The organism is uncultured Parolsenella sp., from assembly GCF_958346945.1.
Taxonomy (GTDB): domain Bacteria; phylum Actinomycetota; class Coriobacteriia; order Coriobacteriales; family Atopobiaceae; genus Parolsenella.
Map to the genome: position 1 here is coordinate 34761 of NZ_CATVTL010000003.1, position 21327 is coordinate 56087.

General features: G+C 64.6%; 17 protein-coding genes. 1 reads left to right on the forward strand and 16 read right to left on the reverse strand.

The features are described from left to right. Positions 1-57 precede the first annotated feature (57 nt). From Q3866_RS03115 to Q3866_RS03150, 8 genes are all read right to left on the reverse strand, one after another. Entirely contained in the window at positions 58-438 is a 381-nt protein-coding gene (locus Q3866_RS03115) for a Rid family detoxifying hydrolase (protein WP_293826568.1), read from the reverse strand. Between the two features lie 136 nt (positions 439-574). Then, positions 575-1942, reverse strand: coding sequence for a dihydropyrimidinase (gene hydA, locus Q3866_RS03120; RefSeq protein ID WP_293674206.1), 1368 nt, complete (start codon positions 1940-1942; stop codon positions 575-577). A gap of 1 nt (position 1943) precedes the next feature. Then, positions 1944-2924 carry an NTP transferase domain-containing protein gene (locus Q3866_RS03125; RefSeq protein WP_301829535.1) on the reverse strand — a complete coding sequence of 327 codons (981 nt, stop codon included), beginning with the start codon at positions 2922-2924 and terminating at the stop codon, positions 1944-1946. 188 nt (positions 2925-3112) lie between these two features. Next, positions 3113-4057 carry a carbamate kinase gene (arcC, locus tag Q3866_RS03130; RefSeq protein WP_293826564.1) on the reverse strand — a complete coding sequence of 315 codons (945 nt, stop codon included), beginning with the start codon at positions 4055-4057 and terminating at the stop codon, positions 3113-3115. Between the two features lie 171 nt (positions 4058-4228). Then, positions 4229-5428 (reverse strand): knotted carbamoyltransferase YgeW, encoded by a 1200-nt coding sequence (gene ygeW / locus Q3866_RS03135; protein WP_301829536.1) that lies wholly within the window; start codon positions 5426-5428, stop codon positions 4229-4231. A 118-nt stretch (positions 5429-5546) separates the two neighbouring features. Then, positions 5547-6932 carry a YgeY family selenium metabolism-linked hydrolase gene (locus tag Q3866_RS03140; protein ID WP_301829537.1) on the reverse strand — a complete coding sequence of 462 codons (1386 nt, stop codon included), beginning with the start codon at positions 6930-6932 and terminating at the stop codon, positions 5547-5549. A 69-nt stretch (positions 6933-7001) separates the two neighbouring features. Continuing rightward, positions 7002-8216 (reverse strand): diaminopropionate ammonia-lyase, encoded by a 1215-nt coding sequence (gene dpaL / locus Q3866_RS03145; RefSeq protein WP_293826840.1) that lies wholly within the window; start codon positions 8214-8216, stop codon positions 7002-7004. 471 nt (positions 8217-8687) lie between these two features. Beyond that, positions 8688-10079 carry a uracil-xanthine permease family protein gene (locus tag Q3866_RS03150; RefSeq protein ID WP_301829540.1) on the reverse strand — a complete coding sequence of 464 codons (1392 nt, stop codon included), beginning with the start codon at positions 10077-10079 and terminating at the stop codon, positions 8688-8690. A gap of 332 nt (positions 10080-10411) precedes the next feature. Between Q3866_RS03150 and Q3866_RS03155 the strand changes: the two genes are divergently transcribed. Next, complete coding sequence (locus Q3866_RS03155; RefSeq protein WP_301829541.1) at positions 10412-10891, forward strand: hypothetical protein; 480 nt, start codon at positions 10412-10414, stop codon at positions 10889-10891. A gap of 157 nt (positions 10892-11048) precedes the next feature. Here Q3866_RS03155 and xdhC read toward each other — a convergent pair whose 3' ends face one another. From xdhC to Q3866_RS03195, 8 genes are all read right to left on the reverse strand, one after another. Then, entirely contained in the window at positions 11049-11555 is a 507-nt protein-coding gene (gene xdhC / locus Q3866_RS03160) for a xanthine dehydrogenase subunit XdhC (RefSeq protein ID WP_293673248.1), read from the reverse strand. After that, positions 11555-12436 carry a xanthine dehydrogenase subunit XdhB gene (xdhB, locus tag Q3866_RS03165; protein ID WP_301829544.1) on the reverse strand — a complete coding sequence of 294 codons (882 nt, stop codon included), beginning with the start codon at positions 12434-12436 and terminating at the stop codon, positions 11555-11557. The genes xdhC and xdhB overlap by 1 nt, the downstream gene beginning before the upstream one ends. Then, complete coding sequence (xdhA, locus tag Q3866_RS03170; protein ID WP_293673250.1) at positions 12437-14797, reverse strand: xanthine dehydrogenase subunit XdhA; 2361 nt, start codon at positions 14795-14797, stop codon at positions 12437-12439. It lies immediately after the preceding gene. Positions 14798-15085: 288 nt separating this feature from the next. Continuing rightward, a complete protein-coding gene (locus Q3866_RS03175) occupies positions 15086-16183 on the reverse strand; it encodes a BMP family protein (RefSeq protein ID WP_301829545.1) in 1098 nt (365 codons plus the stop codon). Positions 16184-16342: 159 nt separating this feature from the next. Next, positions 16343-17425: a BMP family protein gene (locus Q3866_RS03180; RefSeq protein ID WP_301829547.1), complete on the reverse strand. Its 1083-nt coding sequence runs from the start codon at positions 17423-17425 to the stop codon at positions 16343-16345. Between the two features lie 194 nt (positions 17426-17619). Further along, on the reverse strand, positions 17620-18552 hold the full coding sequence (locus tag Q3866_RS03185) for an ABC transporter permease (protein ID WP_293826827.1): 933 nt from the start codon (positions 18550-18552) through the stop codon (positions 17620-17622). After that, positions 18552-19691, reverse strand: coding sequence for an ABC transporter permease (locus Q3866_RS03190; RefSeq protein WP_293826825.1), 1140 nt, complete (start codon positions 19689-19691; stop codon positions 18552-18554). The genes Q3866_RS03185 and Q3866_RS03190 overlap by 1 nt, the downstream gene beginning before the upstream one ends. Positions 19692-19704: 13 nt before the next feature. Then, positions 19705-21198, reverse strand: a complete 1494-nt coding sequence (locus tag Q3866_RS03195; protein ID WP_301829551.1) for an ABC transporter ATP-binding protein — start codon at positions 21196-21198, stop codon at positions 19705-19707. Positions 21199-21327 lie beyond the last annotated feature (129 nt).

Sequence of the window (21327 nt, forward strand, 5' to 3'; positions counted from 1 at the left end):
GGTCGCGAGGGGCTTGCGAGCGGGCAGCTACGCCCGCACAAGGCTCATGAGACGAGCTTACAGGTAGGCCACGGCCTTGATCTCGACCTTGGCGCCCTTGGGCAGCGCGGCGACCTCGAAGGCGGCACGGGCCGGGTACGGGGCGGCGAAGAACTCGGCGTAGACCTCGTTCATGGCACCGAAGTCGGCGATGGAGTCGAGCAGGACGGTCGTCTCGGCAACGTCGGCCATGGTGGCGCCGGCGGCCTCGAGGACGTTCTTGACGTTGGTCAGGCTCTGACGGGTCTGGGAGGCGATGTCCTCGCCGGCGAACTCGCCGGTGGCGGGGTCGACTGGCAGCTGGCCGGAGACGTGGATGCAGTTGCCGGCCTTGGTGGCGGCGGAGTAGGGACCAACGGCGGCGGGAGCCTTGTCGGTGACGATAGCCTCGATAGCCATGAAAATCTCCTTCTAGTCGATGCCGCTGGTGGCGGCATATGTCTTGCCCCTCGCGGGGCATGGTACCGAATGATAGCGGGCGTGCACGCGGCCAGGCCGCTCACGCACGTGCGGGATGCGCAACGCGGTGTTGACCCTAGCGGCTCACGTAGCGGCCGGGCTTGACGCCCGTGGGCTCGCCATCGCGCGCGGCGAGGACACCGTTCACGAACGTGAGACGGGCGCGGCCACGGCACTCGAAGCCCTCGAACGGCGTGTGGTCGACGTTCTGGTGCTGTGTGGCGGCGCTGATCGTCCACTCGACGCTCGGGTCCCAGACGCAGATGTCGGCGTCGGAGCCCTCGGCGAGGCAGCCCTTGCGCGGGAACATGCCAAAGACCCTGGCAGGGTTCTCGCTCATGAGCCGGCACAGGTCGGTGGGGCCAAGCTCGCCGGCGAACGTGGTGGCGATGAGCGCGGGGCGGTGCTCCACGCCGGCGCCGCCGTTGGGTACGGCGCGGAAGTCGTCGGCGCCGCGGTCCTTCTGGCCATGCAGATTGAAGCTGCAGTGGTCGGTGGCAATGGTGTCGATCTCGCCGTTCACGAGCGCCTCGCGCAGGGCGCTGCGGTCGGCCGGCTTGCGGGGCGGCGGGCTCATGACGAACTCGAGGCCCTCCAGGCCGTCCTCGCCGTCCTTGAGGAAGCAGGTGTCGTCGAGCAGCAGGTACTGCGGGCAGGTCTCGACGAAGATGTTCTTCTGACCGCGGGCCTTGGCAGCGCGGATGGCCTCGAGGCCCAGCTTGGTCGAGAGGTGTACGACGTTCACGCGGGCGTCGCCGGCGAGGTGGGCGAGGTAGAGCAGGCGGCTGATGGCCTCGGCCTCGCAGACGTCCGGGCGGCTCAGGGGGTGCCCCTCGGGGCCGTGGATGCCGCTCTCGTAGACGCGCTTCTGAAGGGCGTCTACGAGCGTGCCGTTCTCGCAGTGCACGCACAAGGTGCCGCCGAGCGGCTTCAGGGCCTCGAGCACCTCGAGCGTCTCGGCATCGTCGAGGCGCAGGTGGTCGTAGGCGAAGTAGGTCTTGAACGAGCAGACGCCACGCTCGCGCATCACGGCGAGGTCAGCGCGGTTCTCGTCGTTCCACTCGGCCAGGGCCATGTGGAAGGCGTAGTTGGCCGTGCAGGTGCCGTCGGCGCGCTTGTGCCACTCGTCAAGGGCATCGGGCATGGTGACGCCACGGTCGGCCGTGGCGTAGTCCACGATCGTCGTGGTTCCGCCGCAGGCAGCGGCGCGCGTGCCCGTCTCGAAGCTGTCGGCCGTCCAGTCGATGCCGGTCCAGCACTGCATGTGGGTGTGCCCGTCGATGAAGCCGGGGAAGACCCAGCAACCCGTCGCGTCGTGCACCTCGTCGCCGTCGGCGGGCTCGATGTGGGCCGCGATGCGGGCGATCTTGTCGCCCTCGAGCGCCACGTCACCACGGCGCAGGCCGTCGGGGCACACAAGTGTTCCACCCTGGATGATGACCATGCTAGTTACTCCCTCCACGAGCAAGACCACTCTCGATAATCTCGCGGCAGCGCCCAAGCTCGTCGGGCGTGTCGATATCCCAAAGCTCCCACGGCCAGGAGGCCTCGACGCTCAGCACGCGCACGTCATCGGCGCCAAGCACGCTCGAGCCACCCGTGTCGCCCTCCACGCCGAGAAGCGCCTCGAACAGGCTCGCGGGGAACAGCACCGGTGAGCAGGGACGGCCGCGCCAGCCAAGGCGCACGCAGGCGTCGGGGTTGGCGGCGCTCACGGTGAGCATCGTGCGCAGGCTCCCCTGCTCGATGAGCGGCTGGTCGCCTGGCACGAAAACGCAGGCCTCCCAGCCCTGGCTCTTGGCATAGGCCACGGCGGCGCGCATGGAGTCGCTCTGCTCGAGCTCGCCCGAGGGGCGCACATGCTCGATGCCGCGCTTGTCGCAGATGGCGTCGACCTCGGGGGTGCCGCTCGCCACGACCATGGGAAGGCCGGGCGGCACGCAGCCCAGGGTGCGCTCGATGACGGGCTCGCCCATGAGGGGCTCTACGAGCTTGTTGGCGCCAAAGCGACGTGCGTGGCCCGCCCCCAGCACGGCGACGCCCACGAGGCGGGCACTGGCGTCCTGGGCGGCATGCGTGCTCGCGGCGACGCCCGGCGCAAAGGCGGAGGCGTACTGGGCGTCTGTCGCCATCTCGCAGGCGGCGGTCCAGCGCTCGTAGCAGGCAAGCAGCTCGTCGGCCTCGGGCGTGGGCGTGGATCCGCCACCGCCCGAGCCGCCAATCACGCGGGTGGTGAGGGGCGAGCCCAGGCCGCTCTCGGCCTTGTGGACGAGCGCGAGCGCCTTCGTGTAGGCCATCCCCATCGAGATGGCGGCGGCGCGCAGGCTCCCGTACTCGCGAATGCGACGCAGGAGCTCAGCGGGGCCGGGTCCAAAGACTCGCTCGCCCTCATCGTCTACCAGGTATGTCTTTACGCTTGGCCTCATGCGTCCATTATCCCCAAGAACACGTCCCCGCGGGCGCGAGGCGCCCGCCCAAAATCACACTTCTTCGTACGACGAGCCAATGGCTGGGACAGCTGCTCAGGCAGGTATTGTCCCATTGCCCCGTCGTCCAAAGAAGCCACCCCACCCGCGTGCTTCCCTTCATCGCGCGGGTGGGGCAGGAAGATCTACTAGTTGGCGCGAACCGTGGTGCCGGTCTTGCCGTCGATGCCGTCACGCGCCTTCTCGAGCAGCGTGATGAGGGCGGAGCGGCCAGGCTTGCTCTCGGCGAACTTGGCGCACGCGAGCACCTTCGGCTCCATGGAGCCCTTGCCAAACTCGCCGGCGTCGGCGAGCTCGCGGGCACGCTCGGGCGTGAGGGCGTCGAGCCACTCCTCGTCGGGCTTGCCAAAGCGAACGGCAACCTTCTCGACGGCCGTGAGGATCACGAGGTAGTCGGCGTCGAGCGACTCGGCGAGCAGCTCGGCGGCGAAGTCCTTGTCGATGACCGCAGCGGCGCCCTTGAGGTGGTGGTTACCCGTGGGCTCGACGGGGATGCCGCCGCCACCGCAGGCGATGACCACGTGGTCAGCAGCGACGAGCGAGGAGATCGTGTCGAGCTCGACGATGCGCTTGGGCTTGGGGCTGGCGACGACACGGCGGTAGCCGCGGCCGGAGTCCTCGACGAAGTCGTAGTTGCGGCTCTCCTTGAGCTGCTCGGCCTCCTCCTTCGACATGAAGGAGCCGATGGGCTTCGTGGGGTTCTGGAAGGCGGGGTCGGCGGGGTCGACCTCGACCTGGGTGAGGACGGTAGCGACACCCTTCTCGATGCCGCGACGCTCCATCTCCTCGCGCAGGGCGTTCTGCAGGTCATAGCCAATGTAGCCCTGGCTCATGGCGCCGCAGACGGACAGCGGGCAGGGGATGTACTTCTCGGGGTCGGAACGCGTAAGCTCGGTCATCGCGTTGGCAATCATGCCAACCTGCGGGCCGTTGCCGTGCACGACGACGACCTCGTTGCCCTGCTCGATGAGGTCGACGATGGCCTTGCTGGTCACCTGAACGGCCTGCATCTGCTCGGGAAGGTTCTTGCCAAGGGCGTTGCCGCCGAGGGCAACGACGATGCGCTTGGACATAGGGGGCTCCATTCATACAAAAACGGTAAGCACCATGGTTCCCAGACGGACGCCCCTTCTTAGGGGGATGTCCGGGGCGTCCGTCTGGGTTCCAACTGACGCCGGCCCCAAGGCGGGGCCGGCTTAGGGGGGTGTATCAGGCCTCGAGTCGGCTAAGCCGACGCGGGGGCATTAGGCCTGATACCAGCGGGGGGTGCCGGCGGCCTCGAGCGCCTTAAGCGTGGCGACGGGGTCGGCAACCTTCTGGAGGAACATCATGGCAGCGATGGCGTAGGGCTTGTAGGAAGCCTCCTTGTACATGCCGTCGCGGTGCATATCGAAGACGTCGGCCATGACCTCACCGTGCTCGCAGGAGACACCGGAGATGTCGGCGGGCAGCGGATGCATGAAGATGGTGTCCTGGCCGTTGGCCGTCTTGGCCATGAGGTCGGTCGTGGAGCACCAATCCTGGTGCGTGGCGTTCTGGGCGAGAAGCTCCTTCTCGAGCGCGGCGATGCCGGCATCGTCACCCTCGGCGTAGAGGTTGGTGCGCTTCTCCATGGCGGCGTAGGGAGCCCAGGACTTCGGGATCACGATGTCGGCGCCCTCGAAGGCCTCGGCCATCGTGTTGACCTGCTTGAACGTGGTGCCGTTCTCGGCGGCGTAGCCCTTGGCGCGCTCGACGACCTCGGGCATGAGGTCGTAGCCCTCGGGGTGAGCCAGGGTGACGTCCATGCCAAAACGGGGCAGCAGGCTGATCAGCGACTGCGGGCAGGACAGCGGCTTGCCGTAAGAGGGCGAATAGGCCCAGGTAACGGCAACCTTCTTGCCCTTGAGGTTCTCAAGGCCGCCAAACTCGTTGATGAGGTAGAGCATGTCGGCAGAAGACTGCGTGGGGTGGTCGGAGTCGGACTGCAGGGAGATGAGCGTGGGACGGTGATCCAGAACGCCGTCCTCGTAGGCCTGCTGTACGGACTCGGAGACCTCGGCCATGTAGGCGTCGCCCTTGCCGATGTACATGTCGTCGCGGATGCCGATGACGTCAGCCATGAAGGAGATCATCGTGGCGGTCTCGCGGACGGTCTCGCCGTGGGCGATCTGGGACTTCTTCTCGTCGAGGTCCTGCAGCTCGAGGCCGAGCAGGTTGGAGGCCTTGGAGAAGGAGAAGCGGGTGCGGGTGGAGTTGTCGCGGAACAGCGAAACGGCCAGGCCCGAGTCGAAGATCTTGGACGAGATGTTGCGCTCGCGCAGGTCGCGAAGGGCGGCGGCGGTGGCGTAGAGGGCCTTCAGCTCGTCGGTGGTCTTGTCCCAGGTGTGCAGGAAGTCGTTGTTGTACATGCCCTTGAAGTCGAGGCCGGAAAGCTCGTCAAGGTAGCTCTGGAAGTCGCTCATTGGGTTTCCTCTCCCCTAGTGAATGGATACGCGGGATGTCCCGCCGGCAAGCCCGCCGCCCAGCTCCCCGAGCGGGCGGCGGGTCTAACTGTAATGTGCGAGGTGCGGAGGCTAACGGCTACTTGATGTCGTTGTCGGTGAGGCTCGCGCGGAACGAAGTGGCGTCGTTCATCTCGTCAGAGGGCTCGTAGAGGTTCAGAGCGGCGACGTAGAGGGCGGCGCAGGTGGGAAGGTCCTGCTTGTAGGTGACCTCGTTGGGCGCGTGGGCCTGGGACTCGGCGCCGGGGCCAAAGCCAACGCAGGGGATGCCGTAGCGGCCCTGGATGGAGACGCAGTTCGTGGAGAAGGTCCACTTGTCGCACAGCGGGCGACCGGTGCGCTTGTCCATGCTGGGCTCGCAGCCGATGCGCTCGTCACCAAACATGGCCTTGTGGGCGTCGACGAGGGCCTTGACGTGCGGAGCGGTCTCCTTGTTGATCCACGTGGGGAAGTAAGCCTCGGTCTCGTAGACCTCGCCGGTCCAGGACGGACGGTCGTACATGTACATGGAGACCTTGACGTCGTCGCCGTACTTCTTGACGGCCGGGAGGTTGCGGACCTCCTCGAGGCAGGACTCATAGGTCTCGCCGGCGGTCATGCGGCGGTCGATGGAGATGGCGCAGGAGTCGGCGACGGCGCAGCGGCTGGGGCTCGTGTAGAAGATCTGCGAGACGGTGCAGGTGCCGCGGCCGAGGAAGCGGGCATCCTCGTAGTGATCGGGGTTGTACTTGGGGTCGAGCATCTTGACGAGGCCCTTGATGTCGGTCGACTCAGCGGCGCCGTTGTTGTTCAGCGCGCGGACGTCGGCGATGATGTCGGCCATCTTGTAGATGGCGTTGTCGCCGCGATCGGGAGCGGAGCCGTGGCAGGAGGTGCCGTGAACGTCGACGCGGATCTCCATGCGGCCGCGGTGACCACGGTAGATGCCGCCGTCGGTGGGCTCGGTGGAGATGACGAACTCAGGCTTGATGCCGTCGACGTTGTAGATGTACTGCCAGCACATGCCGTCGCAGTCCTCCTCCTGGACCGTGCCGACAACCATGATCTTGTAGCCCTCGGGGATGAGGTTCATGTCCTTCATCATCTTGGCAGCGTAGGTCGCGGCGCAGACGCCACCCTCCTGGTCGGAGCCGCCGCGGCCACCGATGAGCTGGTCGTCCTCGAAGCCCTCGTAGGGGTCAAAGTCCCAGTTGTCGCGGTTGCCGATGCCCACGGTGTCGATGTGGCCGTCGATGGCGATGATCTTATCGCCCTCGCCCATGAAGCCCATGACGTTGCCCAGGCCGTCGACCTTGACCTCATCAAAGTCGAGCTTCTCCATCTCGGCCTTGATGCAGGCGACGACCTCGCCCTCCTCGCAGGACTCGGAGGGGTGAGAGATCATGGCGCGCAGGAACGCGGTCATGTCCTCCTGATAGCCCTGGGCGGTCTTCTTGATGAGATCGTAATCGAGCTGCTTAGCCATTTGCTGAACCCTTTCCGTTCGATGGCCTTCGTTACAGAAAACTAGTGAGCCGCGGGTGCGGCGTGGTGCCTAGCAGGTGGGGTACTCGCCCTCCCAGACGATGCGACGGTACTGCTCGGGGTCGGTGTCGCCCTCGGTGGAGAAGCACAGCACGGAGCTCGTCTTGTCCAGGCCGATGGCCTCCTTGAGCTCAGCGTACTCCGGGTCCATCATGAGCGTCTCGACGAGACCCGTGGTGACGGCGCCGGACTCGCCGGAGATGACGCGCGGGTCGCCCTTCTCGGGGGCGCCCAGGGTGCGCATGCCGCGAGCGGTGACCCAGTCGGGGCAGGAGACGAACGCGGTGACGTGGTTGCGCAGGATGTCCCAGCCCAGGATGTTAGGCTCGCCGCAGCACAGGCCGGCCATGATGGAGGGCATGTCGCCGTCGACGATGCGGGGCTCGCCGTCACCGGCAGCGGCGCCCTTGTAGAGGCAGGCGGCCGGAGCGCACTCGGCCACGACGAAGGTGGGCGGATTGTCCGGGTAGAGGTTGGTGAAGTAGCCAACGACGGCGCCGGCGAGCGAGCCCACGCCAGCCTGAACGAAGACGTGCGTCGGGCGGTTGATGGCCATCTCGCGCAGCTGCTCGGCAGCCTCGGAGGCCATGGTGCCGTAGCCCTCCATGATCCAGGACGGGATCTTCTCGTAGCCCTCCCAGGCGGTGTCCTGGACGATCACGCCACGCTCGCAGGCGTCGGCCTCGGCCGCGGCCATGCGGACGCACTCGTCGTAGTTGACCTCCTCGATGGTCACCGTGGCGCCCTCGGCGGCGATGTTGTCGAAGCGGGGCTTGGTGGAGCCCTTGGGCATGTGCACGACGGCCTTCTGGCCGAGCTTGTTGGCAGCCCAGGCGACGCCGCGGCCGTGGTTGCCGTCGGTGGCAGTGAAGAACGTGGCCTGGCCAAAGTCCTCGGCCAGCTCGTCGGAGGTCAGGTAGTCATACGTGCACTCGGCAACGTCCTTACCCGTCTCGTCGGCAATGTAGTTGGCCATGGCGAAGGAGCCGCCAAGCACCTTGAAGGCGTTGAGGCCGAAGCGGTAGCTCTCGTCCTTGACGCAGAGATTGCCCAGGCCCAGGCGAGCAGCCTGGCCGTCGAGGCGCGCGAGCGGGGTCACCGAGTACTGCGGGAAGCTCTTGTGGAACGCACGCGCCTTGGCGACGTGGTCGAGCGACATGATGCCGAGGTGGGCATCATCACTCTTGGGCATGTGGTTGATAGACCACTGAATCTTCTCGCTCACGATCGGGTACCTCCTTGATTGTGTTCATTCAACTATTTGTTTGATTACCAAACAAATAGTTTGTTACTCCATATGAAACCACACTTCCCTTGAGATTCAAGGCTGGTTTTGTGCCGATTGGCGAGCGTTGCGAAAATCGCCGCAAGCGTTATGTTGCGGCCTCCGGAGGTGCTTCGGGGTCTGCCCCTCCCACCCGCGGAAATGACATAACATCGGGTGCTTCGTTGATGCTCGAAAACTTCAACGGACGCGACCCGAGCGCGCTCCGTCACAGCTCCAACACATTGCACGAGACGGACTGACTCGCACACGAGAAGAGGGCCACCCGCCGCAAGGCAGATGGCCCTCGAACACATACGGAAGTCACTCGGGGAAGAAGCACTTCCGATCGTGTCCAAACAAATTGTTAGGCGAGTCCGCGCGCAACGCGGCGCTTGTCACGTGCGAGCACGCGGGCGGCGCGCAAAGAGGCTAGGCGCGCTCACCCTCGGACTCGTGGTCGTCGTCCTCGACGCGGAGCTTGGACTCCTCCTCCACCGGCTCGGGCGGCATGAGGAGGTTGAGGATAATGGCCATGATGGCGCACGGCGTGATGGCCGAGGTGCCAAAGATGGTGTTGATCCAGCCAGGCATGCCCGTGCCGGTGAGCGAACCAGAGACCTGCGCGATGCCCAGGCCAAAGGCCACCGAGACGCCAAAGATGGTGCAGGTGCGCGGCGTAAGGCCGTCCTTAACGAGGATTCGGATACCGTTCAGGGTGATCGTGCCAAAGACGCTGATCGTGGCGCCGCCGATGACCGGCTGTGGGATCATGAGCAGCAGGGCCGAGAGCTTGGGGCACAGGCCGGACGCGAGGAACACGAAGGCAGCGCCGCCAAAGACCCAGCGGTTGATGACCTTGGTGCTCACGATGATGCCCACGTTCTGGCCAAAGGCCGAGGTGGGAACGCCGCCAAAGAGCGACGAGATGATCGAGACGAGACCCTGCGCCGCGATGCCGCCACCGATTTCCTTGCCCTTGGGCATGCGGTCCATCGAGCCCGCCGTGGCCGCGGAGAGGTCGCCGATGAGCTGGATGTTCACCATGACGTAGATGATGGCGATGGTGATGCAGACCGCCGGGTCGAACGACAGCTCGTATGGCATGAACTTGGGCAGCGAGAACCACGCCGCGTCGGCGAGGCCCGAGGGGTCGATCATGCCAAAGGGAATCGACACGAGGCAGCCGATGATCATGGCAAAGAAGATCGAGCCGATCTTGGTGATGCCCTTCGTGAAGTTCGTGAGGCCAAAGGTGATGGCAAAGGTCACAAGACCCACGATCCAGTTCATGGCGCTGCCAAAGTTCTCGGAGCCCGCGCCGCCCGCGATGTAGCGAATGGCGGTGGGATACAGGCTCACGCCAATGGTGAAGATGACGGTACCGGTGACGAGCGGCGGGAAGATCCAGCGGATCTTGTCATAGAAGATGCTGAAGATGATCGCGACGATGCCGCCAATCATCTCGGCGCCCAGGATGACCGAGAAGCCAAACTCGCCGCCCACGGCCTGAAGCGCGGGTAGGAAGGCAAACGAGGCGCCCGTGAGGATGGGCAGGCCGGAACCGATGCGCCCGAACAGCGGGAACTGCTGCAGCAGCGTGTCGATGGCCGAGAGGATGAGGGCAACCTGAATGATCGCCGTCTCCTGCTCGGGCGTGAATCCGCAGGTGGTGGCAATCATCATGGCCGGCGTGATGACACCGGCAAACGAAGCCAGGACGTGCTGCAGAGACGTTGGGATGAGCGATCCCAGGGGCGGGAAGCCGTCGCGCTTGAACAGCGACTTGTCGAGACCCGACTCGGCCTGCTGGGGGTTTTCCATGAGCTATTCCTCTCAAGATGCGCTCTGATGCGCGCGTGTATGCGGCGCCGCCTTGTGCCCCGAGCGGCCCCGCCTCCTTCGCCCTGGTGAGCGGAAAGAATCAACCAAAAGAATATTCAGATGCGCTTACAAATAGTTTGGAACCCGCTTTCGAGGCGTAAGCGGTCGATATTCGTGGGCGAACGGTCGAGTTTGCCATCGATACGATAAACCCAGGGACAGGCTGAATGCACCTCGTGGCAAAAGAAGCGCAGGGCGAACTCGTCTCAACCAAAAGCTTCAAGGCTGCAACGTATACTTAACTCAGACATCTCGACAAGAAAGGTACGACCATGCTCGATATGATCAAGGCCGAGGAGGCCCGAGAGATTTCCCAGGCCGCCGACCCCACGCGCGAAACAGCCGCGGCCGACACCCTCTCCAACAACGCGATGAACTGGGCCATTCGCAATGCCGTCCACCGCACGGATACCCGCATCCGCATGTATGCCAAGTTTGGCCACACGAAGCTCTCCGTGAAGTTTGCCCCGAGCGACGAGGACCGCGAGGGCGAGGGCAACTCCTTCTACAACGACCTCGTGGCCAACAGCAACACCAATGTCGCCGACGCCATCTGCGACATCATCTACGGCCGCGACCAGGAGCTCATCTCCCCCATCCAGACTGCGCGCCTTCTCAACACCTACAGTGCCCAGCTCGCCAAGTTCGTGAACGACCTGCAGCGTCTTGGCTACGAGGTCGAGGTGGGCAACGGCCTCGACAAGGGCAACGGCAAGATCGACAACAACACGATCGTCGTGAAGTGGGCCTAGCGCAAGCCTTACGGCCACAAGGAAATGCCGCCGAGAGCGTCACGGACGGCTTGCGGCCCGCATGGCGCAACATGGTGGCCTCACTAACAAGAACGACCCCGGACTCATCGCGTCCGGGGTCGTTCCTTTTCCAATAAAGCCGAGGTCAGGGTAGTTGTTACTCCTGGACGTCCTCGGTAGCTCCGCACTCGCCGTGAACGATCTCGATGGCCTTCTCGACGCCGTCGATGACGTTCTGGTAACCCGTGCAGCGGCAGAGGTGGCCGGAGAGGTTCTTGCGAATCTCGTCACGGGTGTAGGTCTTGCCCGTGTTGATCATCTCCATGGCGCTCATGATGATGCCCGGGATGCAGAAGCCGCACTGGACGGCAAACTGGTCAACGAACGCCTGCTGAACGGGGTTGAGCGTGCCGTCCGGCTCCTGCAGGCCCTCGACCGTGATGATCTCCTTGCCCTGCGCCCAGTCGGTGAGGTAGAGGCACGTGTCGGTGGCAACACCGTCGATGAGGACGGTGCAGGCACCGCACTCGCCCACCTCGCAGCCGCGCTTGACGCTCGTGAGGCCCAGGCGGTTGCGCAGCGTGTCGAGCAGCGACTCGCGCGGGTCGTAGCCCACCTGGACGGGTTTGCCGTTGACCGTGCACTTGAGGATCTTCATGTCCATTAGATATCAGCCCCTCCCCTGCGCGCCGCATAGATGAGGGAGCGCTTCGACATTTCCTTGATGAGCTGCAGGCGGAACTCCTTGGAGGCACGCCAGGAGTCGCGCGGGTTGGTGCAGGCGGCGGCGAGCTCGCCGATGCGCTCGGCAGCCTCGACCACGTCGGTGCCGCGCACCGAGTCCTCGGCGGCAAGCGCCCTCATGGGCGTGGGGCCGGCGACGCCAAACGCGAGGCGGATGTCGTCGATCGTGCGCTTGTCGTCGGCAAGCTTGACCAAGCAGCAACAGCCCATCGTGGTGATCTCGAGGGCGCGACGCTTGCCGTACTTGAAGTAGTAGCCCGTGAAGCCCTCGTAGTGGCTCTTGGGGATGCGAATCTTGGTGAGGACCTCGTCGCGCTCCTTGTGGGAGCGGCCCGGACCCGCGTACCACTCCTCGATGGGGATGGTGCGCTTGCCGCGCACGCTCTCGACGTCGAGCAGCGCGCCGTAGGCGAACAGCGTCGAGGCGGAGTCACCCGAGGTGGCAGCCGTGCAGACGTTGCCGCCGATGGTACCCGAGACGCGCAGCTGCGGGCCGCCGGGGGTGTCGCAGGCGTCGCCCAACGTGGGCACGGTGGCCTGGATGACGGGGCTCGTCGTCACGTGGTGGAACCAGGTGATGGGGCCGATCTCGACGGTACCGTCGCCGGCAAGTTGCACGCCGTCGAGCTCGTCGTGCAGCTCGTGGATCGAGACGAGGTGGGCGGGCGTGCCCTTGCCCTCGCGCAGCTTGACCAGCACGTCGGTGCCGCCGGCGATGACCTCGGCCTCGGGGTCGGCGGCGAGCGCCTGGCAGGCGTCGGCCACGCTCGTGGCCTCGTACAGCGATTCGATGTCGTACATCTAGATCAGCCCCGCTTCCTTGAAGCCCTCGAACAGACGCTGGGGCGTCATGGGCTCGACGTAAAACTTGCAGCCCGTGGCGTCGAGGATGGCGTCACGGATGGCGGCCGCCGGCGAGATGACCGGGGTCTCGCCCACGGCCTTGTTGCCGTAGGGGCCAGTGGGATCAGGCGCCTCGACGAAGTCGGCCTTGAGGTCGGGCACGTCCATCATCGTCGGGATCTTGTAATCGAGCAGCGTCGGGTTGAGGACGCGGCCGGTCTTCTCGTTGACCTGCAGCTCCTCGAACAGGCCATAGCCGATGCCCTGGGCCATGCCGCCGTGAATCTGCTGCTCCACGAGCTTGGGGTTGATGAGGCGGCCGGAGTCCTGGACGTTGATGATCTTGTTGACCGTGACCTTGCCCAGCGGCATGTCGACCGTGACGTCGGCGAAGGTGCAGCCGCCGGCGATGGCGTTGGTGTGAACGTTGACGGTCTCGTGGGCGTGGAGCTGCTGCGCCTGGTCCATGTTGTAGTAGGACTCGATGCCCAGCGTGGCGAGGTCGCAGACCTTGTTGCCCACGGAGTCGTAGATGACGCCCTGGTCGATGGTGAGCTGGCCCTGGGCCCTGGGATAGGTGAACCTCGCGTAGTCGAGAATCTTCTTGCGCAGGCTCTCGCCGGCCTTGCGGACGGCCGTGCCCGAGACGTAGGTCTGGCGCGAAGCGTACGCGCCCGGGTCATACGGGGTGACGTCGGTGTCCTGGAACGAGACGATGTGAACGTCCTCGGTGCGCACGCCAATGGCCTCGGCGGCCATCTGCGAGAAGACCGTGTCGGCGCCCTGGCCGATCTCGGTGGCACCCATCTGGAGCTGGATAGAGCCGTCCTGGTTGAGCGTCACGGCAGCGGTGGCCGTCTCGAGGGCGAAGGGGGCAACGGCGGTCTTGTAGACGAAGAACGCGACGCCCACGCCGTGGCGGATGGGACCCGTCTCGTTGGCGTATTCCTTCTTCTTCTTGTCCCACTCGATGTAGGCCTTGCCCTTCTCGACGCACTCGGGAATGGCGCAGGTGTGCGCGGCGATGACGCCGTTGGGCGTGAACTCGTCGACGAACTTGTCGGTGTAGACGTTCTTGAGGCGGAACTCGACGCCGTCCCAGCCCATGTCATAGGCGATGTCGCCCATGAGGCACTCGGCAGCCCAGTTGCCCTCGGGCACGCCGTAGGCGCGCATGGCGCCCGTGTGCGGGCCGTTGGTGTAGACGGTCGATGCCTCGCAGCGCACGGCCTTCTCCTGGGTGTGGTAGAGCCAGCGGAAGGAGTTCACAGAGTTCAGCACGAGGGCGTGGCCATGGTGGCCGTAGCCGCCCGTGTTGGAGAGCGCGGTGATCTTGCGGGCGTGGAGGTTCATGTCGTCGTCCCACGAGGCCTCGACGTCGAAGCTCTTGGGCTGACGGCCCGAGGTGTCCCAGAACAGCTCCTCGCGGCTGATCTCCATGCGCACGCAGCGGCCGCCCACCATCTTGCAGACCCAGGCGTTGAGGGGCTCGTAGTGGACGTCCTGCTTGGTGCCAAAGCCACCGCCGATGTAGGGCTTGATGACGCGGACGTCGCCCCAGGGGATGCCCAGCGCCTGGCCGATGACGCGGCGCACAACGTGGGGAATCTGGGTCGAGGAGACGCAGACGATCTTGTTGTTCTCCATGTAGCAGTACGAGATGCAGCTCTCGATGTGGACCTGCGACTGCTCACGGCTCTCGATGTGGAGCTTCACGTGGTGGTACTTGGGGTCCATGATGGCGTCATCGACCGTCTTGTAGCCCATCTCGGCGAGCTTGTCGTCGGGGGTGACGGCCAACGAGTGGCCCACGAGGTTGTCGGGCTTGCGCGTCTGCACGGGGTGCTCGGCGCCGCCCTCCTGGGCACCGGCGGCCAGCGACTCGGCGGGGTCGTAGATAACCGGCCACTCCTCGTACTCGACCTTGATGAGCTTGAGGGCGCGGTCGCACACGACAGTGTCCTCGCCCACCACGACGGCGATGTTGTCGCCGTAGATGCGCACGCGGTCATCGAGCAGCTTGCGATCGGCGATGTCTCGGTGCGAGGCGTCGCGGTCGGCATACCAGGGGTGGCCGCCCACGGGATAGGCGATGTCGGGCACATCGAAGCAGGTGAAGACTCCGACCACGCCGGGGACCTTCTCGGCCTCGGATGTGTCGATGGAGATGACGCGGCCGTTGCCGATGGTCGCGTGGAGAATCTTTGCCTCGAGGCACGGCTTGGGGCACAGGTCGTCGGTGAACTTGGCACGACCCGTCACCTTGTCAAACGCGTCGACGCGGACGATCGGCCTTCCGACCTCCTTGAGCTGTTCCATGACGCCTCACTCTCATACGAATGCTTACGTGCAAACAAAAGTTTATTACGCAATTCAAATAGTTAGGCACCCACGCGGCGAGTGGGGCATTTCTGGGGGCAGACGGATTGTACTAATTTAAGAACAACGGCTCTGACCTGCCGTTATTGTTACGCGAATGCAACGCAACCGCAATCAAGAGTGCAAGGAACGCCCTGAGGCAGGGCGGCCGCTCGACAAAGAGAAGGGGCGCGCCGCACGTGCGGAACGCCCCCAGACTAGGCAAGCTATGGCCTTGCGCGTATGACCTTACAGGCCGTTGCGGATGGCCTCGACCTCGTCGTCAGAGATCAGGGTGTCGGCCTTAATCTGCTCAGTGTACTCCTCGATCTTCGACTGGACGTCAGCCGAGACCTTGTCGGAGTAGGAGCCGAGATAGACGCCGCCGTTGTCGATGTTGGCCTCAATGACCTTGCCGCCGCCGAAGGTGCCGTCCTCGATGGCCTTCATGGCCTCGCCCATCATCCAGTTGGTGACGGTGGAGGTGACGACGCAGGGGTGGTCGTCGCCCACGAGGTCGATCGGCTGGGCGATGTTGAAGTGCGTGTCGGCACCAGCGGTCTCGAGGGCCTGGCGCACGCCGCCGTCGACGGCGGAAGCGTCACACCACATGACGTCGACGTTGTCGGTGCCAATCCAGGACTCGGTGAGCTTCACGCCGGCGGAGGCGTCGGTGAAGCCGGCCTCGAAGTTGTAGACGCCCTTGACGGACGGGTTGACCTTCTGGGCGGCCGCGAGGTAGGAGGAGTACTTGGAGAGGGTCGTCGGGATGCGCATGCCGCCAACGAAGCCGATGCAGTTGGAGGAGGTCATGAGACCGGCGACGACGCCAGCGAGGGAACCGGACTGCTTGAGGTTGACCTGGACCGTCTCGAGGTTGTCGAGCGTCTCGTAGTCGGCGAGGTCGGTCGTGGGATCGGTGTTGGTCATGAGGAAGTGCACGTTGGGGTGAGCGTCGGCTGCCTCGGCGACGACCTCGGCCCAGTCGGAGCAGAACTCGTTGCCAGCGGCGATGATGAGGTCGACGTCCTGGTCAACGTAGGACTGGGCGGCCGTGGCGGCGTCTGCTGCGGCGGTGTTCTCCTTGGGCTCGAGCATCTCCCACTTGGAATTCTCCTCGCAGGCCTTCTGCAGGGACTCGTAGTGGCCCTGGCCCCAGCCGCCGTCGAGGGCGGGGCCGGAGATGACGATGGCGACCTTGTAGCTGTCCTTGGCCTCGGCCGAGGAGTCGGAAGACGCGGAGTCGCCGGAGCCGCCACCGCAGCCCACGAGCGACAGCGCGGCGGCAGCGCTCAGGGAGCCGGCGCCGAGCTTGATGGCGTCACGCCTGGTGTAATTCTTGGACATAGCATTCCCCTTCTCTAGTGCCTTACATAAAATTTCGAACTACCTACTGAACAAAAGAGCCGAGACGTCCAGAGACATCTCGGCTCCCTGATACCCGCACCGGTTATGCGCGTTGGCCGACCCAGATGCGTGAGGCCGGCTCGCTAGAGCTTGGAGGGACTAGAGCCCCTTCTCGATGGCCTCGACGTCGTCATCGGAGATGAACGTACCGGCCTTGATCTGGTCGGAGTACTCGGCGATCTTGTCCTGGACGTCCTGCGAGACCTTGTCGGAGAACTTGCCGAGGGAAACACCGCCGTTGTCCATGTTGCCCGTGATGGCCTTGCCGCCACCGAAGTTACCGGCCTCGATGAGGTCCATGGCCTCGCCAATCATCCAGTCGGTGATCGTGGAGGTGATGACGGTGGGCTGGTCATCGCCCACGGTGTCGATGGGCTGGGCGATGTCGAAGTGCGTGTCGGCACCGGCGTTCTGCAGGGCCTGGCGCACGCCATTGTCGACCGCGGAGGCGTCGCCCCACATGACGTCGACGTTGTTGGCGTTGATCCACTGCTCGGCGAGCTTGGTGCCGAGGGAAGCGTCGGTGAAGCCGGCCTCGAAGTTGTACTGGCCCGTGATCGAGGAGTCAATCTTCTGGGCGGCAGCGAGGAACGCGGAATACTTGGTGGTGGTGGACGGGAGCTTCATGCCACCGATGAAGCCGATGCTCTTCGTCTGGGTCATGAGACCGGCGACGACACCGGCGAGGGCGCCGGTCTGCTTGAAGTCAGGAAGCACCGTCTGGACGTGGGCGAGGTTCTCGTAGTCGCCCATCTCGGCCTCGGGGTCCGTGTTGGTGATGAGGAAGTTGACGCCGGGGTGAGCGTCGGCGGCGTCAGCGATGACCTCGGCCCAGTCGGAGGCGAACTGGTTGCCGTTGCCGACGATGAGGTCGACGTCCTGGTCGATGTAGGACTGCGCGGCGGTGGCGGCGTCGGCGTCGGCCGTGTTCTCCTTGGGCTCGAGCATCTCCCACTTGGAGTGGCCCTCGATGGCGCGCTTCAGGGACTCGTAGTGGCCCTGGTCCCAGCCACCGTCGGTGATGGTGCCGCTCATAATCATGGCGACCTTGTAGCTGCTCTTCTTCTCGCCGGAGTCTGAGGTAGACGCGGAGTCAGAGGAGCCCGAGCCACCGCAGCCGGCGAGGGCAACGGTCATGGCAGAGGCAGCACCCAGACCAAGAGCCTGACGCCTGTTCAGCATGAAACGGGACTTGGTATTGCTCATTACAATCAACCCTTCCCACTCTGTGCGGGGGCGCTCAGGGGTTGCGCCCCCTCTTGCCTTACAAACACCATACCTACTCTTATACCCAGCTGAAGGGCAGCTGGAACCCATTTCGTCCACACGTTACGCTGGCGGTCCGTTTTGGGCCGCCAGCGAACGCCTGAATAAGACTAGCGAGACTCGCGGAAGTACGGCTGGCCGTTAGCCTTGGGGCCAGCGTGCTTGGAGCCAAAGAACAGCAGGGCGATGATCGTGAAGATGTACGGGATCATCTTGAAGAACATGACCGGCGCGGCCTGGAACTGGGCCTGCAGGGCAACGTTGAGGCCATCAAAGAAGCCAAAGAGCAGGCTGGCGAGCATGACGCCCACGGCGCTCCAGCGGCCGAAGATGACGGTTGCCAGGGCGATGAAGCCACGGCCCATCACGATGCCATCGGTGTAGATCGGGGTGTAGCACAGCGTCAGGAAGGCGCCGCCGGCGGCGGCCAGCGCACCGCAGAGGATGCAGGCGATGTACTTGACGCGCACGACGTTGATGCCGAGGGTCTCGGCGGCCTGGGGGTTCTCGCCCACGGAGCGGAACGAGAGGCCGGAGCGGCAGCGCTTGAAGAAGAACGAGACAACCGGGACGAGCAGGAACGCGAGGTACGCGAGGGCCGTCTGGTTAAAGAGGCCGTTGCCGACCACCGGGATGTCGGACAGGCCCGGGATGGCCAGGCTCGCCATCTGGGAGCCGGTGGCGTTGGCCGAGTTGGCGCCCACGAAGAGGTTGTAGCCAAAGAGGGCAACGGCCGGCGCCAGGATGTTGATGGCCATGCTCGTGACCGTCTGGTCGGAGCAGAGCGTGATCGTGCAGAAGGCATAGATCAGGTTGACCACGACGCCGGCGAGCATGCCAACGAGCAGGCCGAGCCAGAGGTTGCCGGTAACCTTGCCCACGGCGAAGGCGACGAACGCGCCCACGGCCATGATGCCCTCGAGGCCGATGTTGACCAGACCGGCTCGCTCGGAGAAGACCTCGCCGAGCGCGGCGAACAGGATGGGCACGGCGCCCATCGCCATTGCCTTGACGATGGTAGGAAGCGCAACCATGAAGTCCATTACGCGTTCACCTCAGCTTTCTTGTTCTTGGAGCCCAGGTTGGAGAGGAACGTCTTGACCTTGGGCAGCTTCACCATGGCCATGCCGGCGATGGCGAAGATGATGATGAGACCGCGGACGATGTCGACGATGGCCGTCGGGACGCCGATGACGGACTGCATCATCGTGCCGCCGGTAGACAGGATGCCGAACAGCAGGGCCACGACGATGGCCGCAATCGGGTTGAGCTGGGCGATCAGTGCAATGGCGACGCCGTCGAAGCCAAAGCCGGAGCCAAAGCCGTCGGCCAGGCGGAACGGGGTCTTGCCGAGCAGCTCGACGGCACCGCCCATGCCGGCAATGGCACCGGAGATGACGAAGGCGAGCAGCACGAGGGCGCGCACGGGGAAGCCGTTGACCTTGGAGGCGGTCGGGCTCATACCCACGGCGCGGATCTTGAAGCCGAAGGACGTGCGGAAGATCACGTACCACAGGAAGATGCCGAGCAGAATGGCGATGATGACGCCCACGTGGGCGCTGCCGACGTCGATGAGGTGCGTCGACTTGGGCATGGCGAGCGTCTTGGGCAGGCCCTGGTCGGAGAAGACGTTCTTGAAGATGTACTCCATGAAGTACATGGCGACGTAGTTGAGCATGATCGTGGTGATCAGCTCGTTGAGGCCACGCGTGATCTTCATGATGCCGGGGATGAGCGCCCAGATGCCGCCCACGACGATACCGGCGATGATGCCGAGCAGAAGGCCCATGGGACCGGTGAGGTTGAGGCCCAGCACGACGGTCGCGGTGGCGCAGCCGCCCATGATGAACTGGCCCTCGCCGCCCAGGTTGAACACGCCACACTTATAGGCGAAGACGGCGGCGAGGCCGGTGAAGATGAGCGGGCACGCGCGCTCGAGCGTCTTGCCAATCTTGCCGGCGTCGCCCAGCGAACCCTGGAGCATCGCGCCGTAGCCCTGGATGGGGTTCTTGCCCAGGCACGCGATGATGATGGCGCCCACGAGGAGCGCGAGAATCACCGAGATGATCGGGGTCAGGACCGCGAGCCTCTTCTCGCGCTGCTGCTCGGAGTACATGCCTCCGCACCCCTTGGCCTTAGACTCCTTGTTGCCCTCGGAGACCTGCTTAGTGTTGTCTGCCACTGTTCCTCCCCTCCTACTTTCCTGCCATGGCGAGCGAAATCTCCTTGATGGGAGGGTTCGCGCCGGAATAGGTTCCCATGATCTGGCCCTCGAACAGAACGGTGATCCTGTCGGAGAGCTTCAGCACCTCGTCGAAGTCGGCCGAGATGAGCAGCACCGCGCAACCCGCATCGCGCTGGGCGATGATCTGGTTGTGGATGAACTCGGTGGCGCCGATGTCGAGACCACGGGTGGGATAGACGGCCACGAGCAGCTTGGGGTGCGAGTCGAGCTCGCGGGCCAGAATGACCTTCTGCTGGTTGCCGCCAGAGAGGGAACGGGCCGTCTGATGCACGGAGGTGCAGCGGATGTCGTTCTCGTCCTTGAGCTCGTTGGCATACTTCTCGATGGCGTCCATCTTGAGCCAGGCGCCGTGACCGATGGAGAATCGGTCGGAGGTGGTCTGCTTGAGCACGAGGTTCTCGGCGATGGTCATGTCGCCGACGAGGCCCATCTTGTTGCGGTCCTCGGGGATGTTGCCCAGGCCCGTGTCGATGAAGGCCGCCGGGCTGAAGACGGCAATCTTGGCGCCGTCGGGGCCGATGACCTCACCGCCCTCAGGCTTGAGCATGCCCGTGACGAGGGCCGCAAGCTCAGACTGGCCGTTGCCGTCGATGCCTGCCACGCCCAGGACCTCGCCCTTGTGGATGGCGAGCGAGACGTCCTTGAGGCCGCCGTGCTTAACCTCGGGGTGATAGGAGACGCCCTTGAGCTCGAAGGCCGTCTCGGACGCGTCCTCGACCTTCTTGTAGGTGTTCTCCTGGAACTTCTGGCCAATCATGAGGTCGGCAAGCTCCTGCTCGGTGGTGTCTGCCACACGCAGGGTCTCGATCATCTCGCCGCGGCGCAGGACCGTGACGCGGTCGGAGATGCGCATGACCTCGCGCATCTTGTGAGAGATGAAGATGATGGACTTACCCTCGGAGGTGAGCGAGTGCATGATGTCGAACAGGCCCTCGACCTCGAGGTCGGTCAGCACTGCAGTGGGCTCGTCGAGAATGACGAGGTCGGCGCCGCGGAACAGCACCTTCATGATCTCGACACGCTGCTGCATGCCAATCGACATGTCGCCGACCTTCTCGTCGAGGTCAATCTCCATGCCGTAGCGGTCCATGAGCTCCTCGACCGTCTTGCGGTCCTCGGCGATCTGGAGCAGCGGGCTGTTGTGACGCTTGTCGCCCAAGATGATGTTCTCGAGACCTGTCATGTCTTCGATGAGCATGAAGTGCTGGTGGACCATGCCGATGCCGTGCTCGACGGCGATGCCGGGGCTGGAGATGTTCACCTCCTGGCCTCGCATGTAGATCTTGCCCTCTGTTGGCGTGTACAGGCCAATGAGGACGTTCATGAGCGTGGACTTGCCAGCGCCGTTCTCGCCCAAGAGCGTGTGGACCTCACCCTGCTCGATTTCGAGGTTCACGTTCTTGTTGGCGTAAAACGAGCCAAAGCGCTTGCTGACGTTTTCCATCCTCAGCAATTCGGCCATAGATACCACCTTTCGATGTTCCCCGCCTACGCCGCCTGTGCGGCGACCTCCCCTACTCACACGCCTGCAAGCGGGCTTGATGGCTTGCCTCTGCAGACGTGATCAGACAAA

What these genes read in the sequence shown, in the direction of transcription:
- Q3866_RS03115 (WP_293826568.1), bottom strand. Translation starts at nt 438, where the DNA reads ATGGCTATCGAGGCTATCGTCACCGACAAGGCTCCCGCCGCCGTTGGT.
- Q3866_RS03195 (WP_301829551.1), bottom strand. Translation starts at nt 21,198, where the DNA reads ATGGAAAACGTCAGCAAGCGCTTTGGCTCGTTTTACGCCAACAAGAAC.
- xdhC (WP_293673248.1), bottom strand. Translation starts at nt 11,555, where the DNA reads ATGGACATGAAGATCCTCAAGTGCACGGTCAACGGCAAACCCGTCCAG.
- Q3866_RS03185 (WP_293826827.1), bottom strand. Translation starts at nt 18,552, where the DNA reads ATGGACTTCATGGTTGCGCTTCCTACCATCGTCAAGGCAATGGCGATG.
- arcC (WP_293826564.1), bottom strand. Translation starts at nt 4,057, where the DNA reads ATGTCCAAGCGCATCGTCGTTGCCCTCGGCGGCAACGCCCTTGGCAAG.
- xdhB (WP_301829544.1), bottom strand. Translation starts at nt 12,436, where the DNA reads ATGTACGACATCGAATCGCTGTACGAGGCCACGAGCGTGGCCGACGCC.
- Q3866_RS03150 (WP_301829540.1), bottom strand. Translation starts at nt 10,079, where the DNA reads ATGGAAAACCCCCAGCAGGCCGAGTCGGGTCTCGACAAGTCGCTGTTC.
- Q3866_RS03155 (WP_301829541.1), top strand. Translation starts at nt 10,412, where the DNA reads ATGCTCGATATGATCAAGGCCGAGGAGGCCCGAGAGATTTCCCAGGCC.
- hydA (WP_293674206.1), bottom strand. Translation starts at nt 1,942, where the DNA reads ATGGTCATCATCCAGGGTGGAACACTTGTGTGCCCCGACGGCCTGCGC.
- xdhA (WP_293673250.1), bottom strand. Translation starts at nt 14,797, where the DNA reads ATGGAACAGCTCAAGGAGGTCGGAAGGCCGATCGTCCGCGTCGACGCG.
- ygeW (WP_301829536.1), bottom strand. Translation starts at nt 5,428, where the DNA reads ATGAGCGACTTCCAGAGCTACCTTGACGAGCTTTCCGGCCTCGACTTC.
- Q3866_RS03180 (WP_301829547.1), bottom strand. Translation starts at nt 17,425, where the DNA reads ATGCTGAACAGGCGTCAGGCTCTTGGTCTGGGTGCTGCCTCTGCCATG.
- Q3866_RS03125 (WP_301829535.1), bottom strand. Translation starts at nt 2,924, where the DNA reads ATGAGGCCAAGCGTAAAGACATACCTGGTAGACGATGAGGGCGAGCGA.
- Q3866_RS03175 (WP_301829545.1), bottom strand. Translation starts at nt 16,183, where the DNA reads ATGTCCAAGAATTACACCAGGCGTGACGCCATCAAGCTCGGCGCCGGC.
- Q3866_RS03140 (WP_301829537.1), bottom strand. Translation starts at nt 6,932, where the DNA reads ATGGCTAAGCAGCTCGATTACGATCTCATCAAGAAGACCGCCCAGGGC.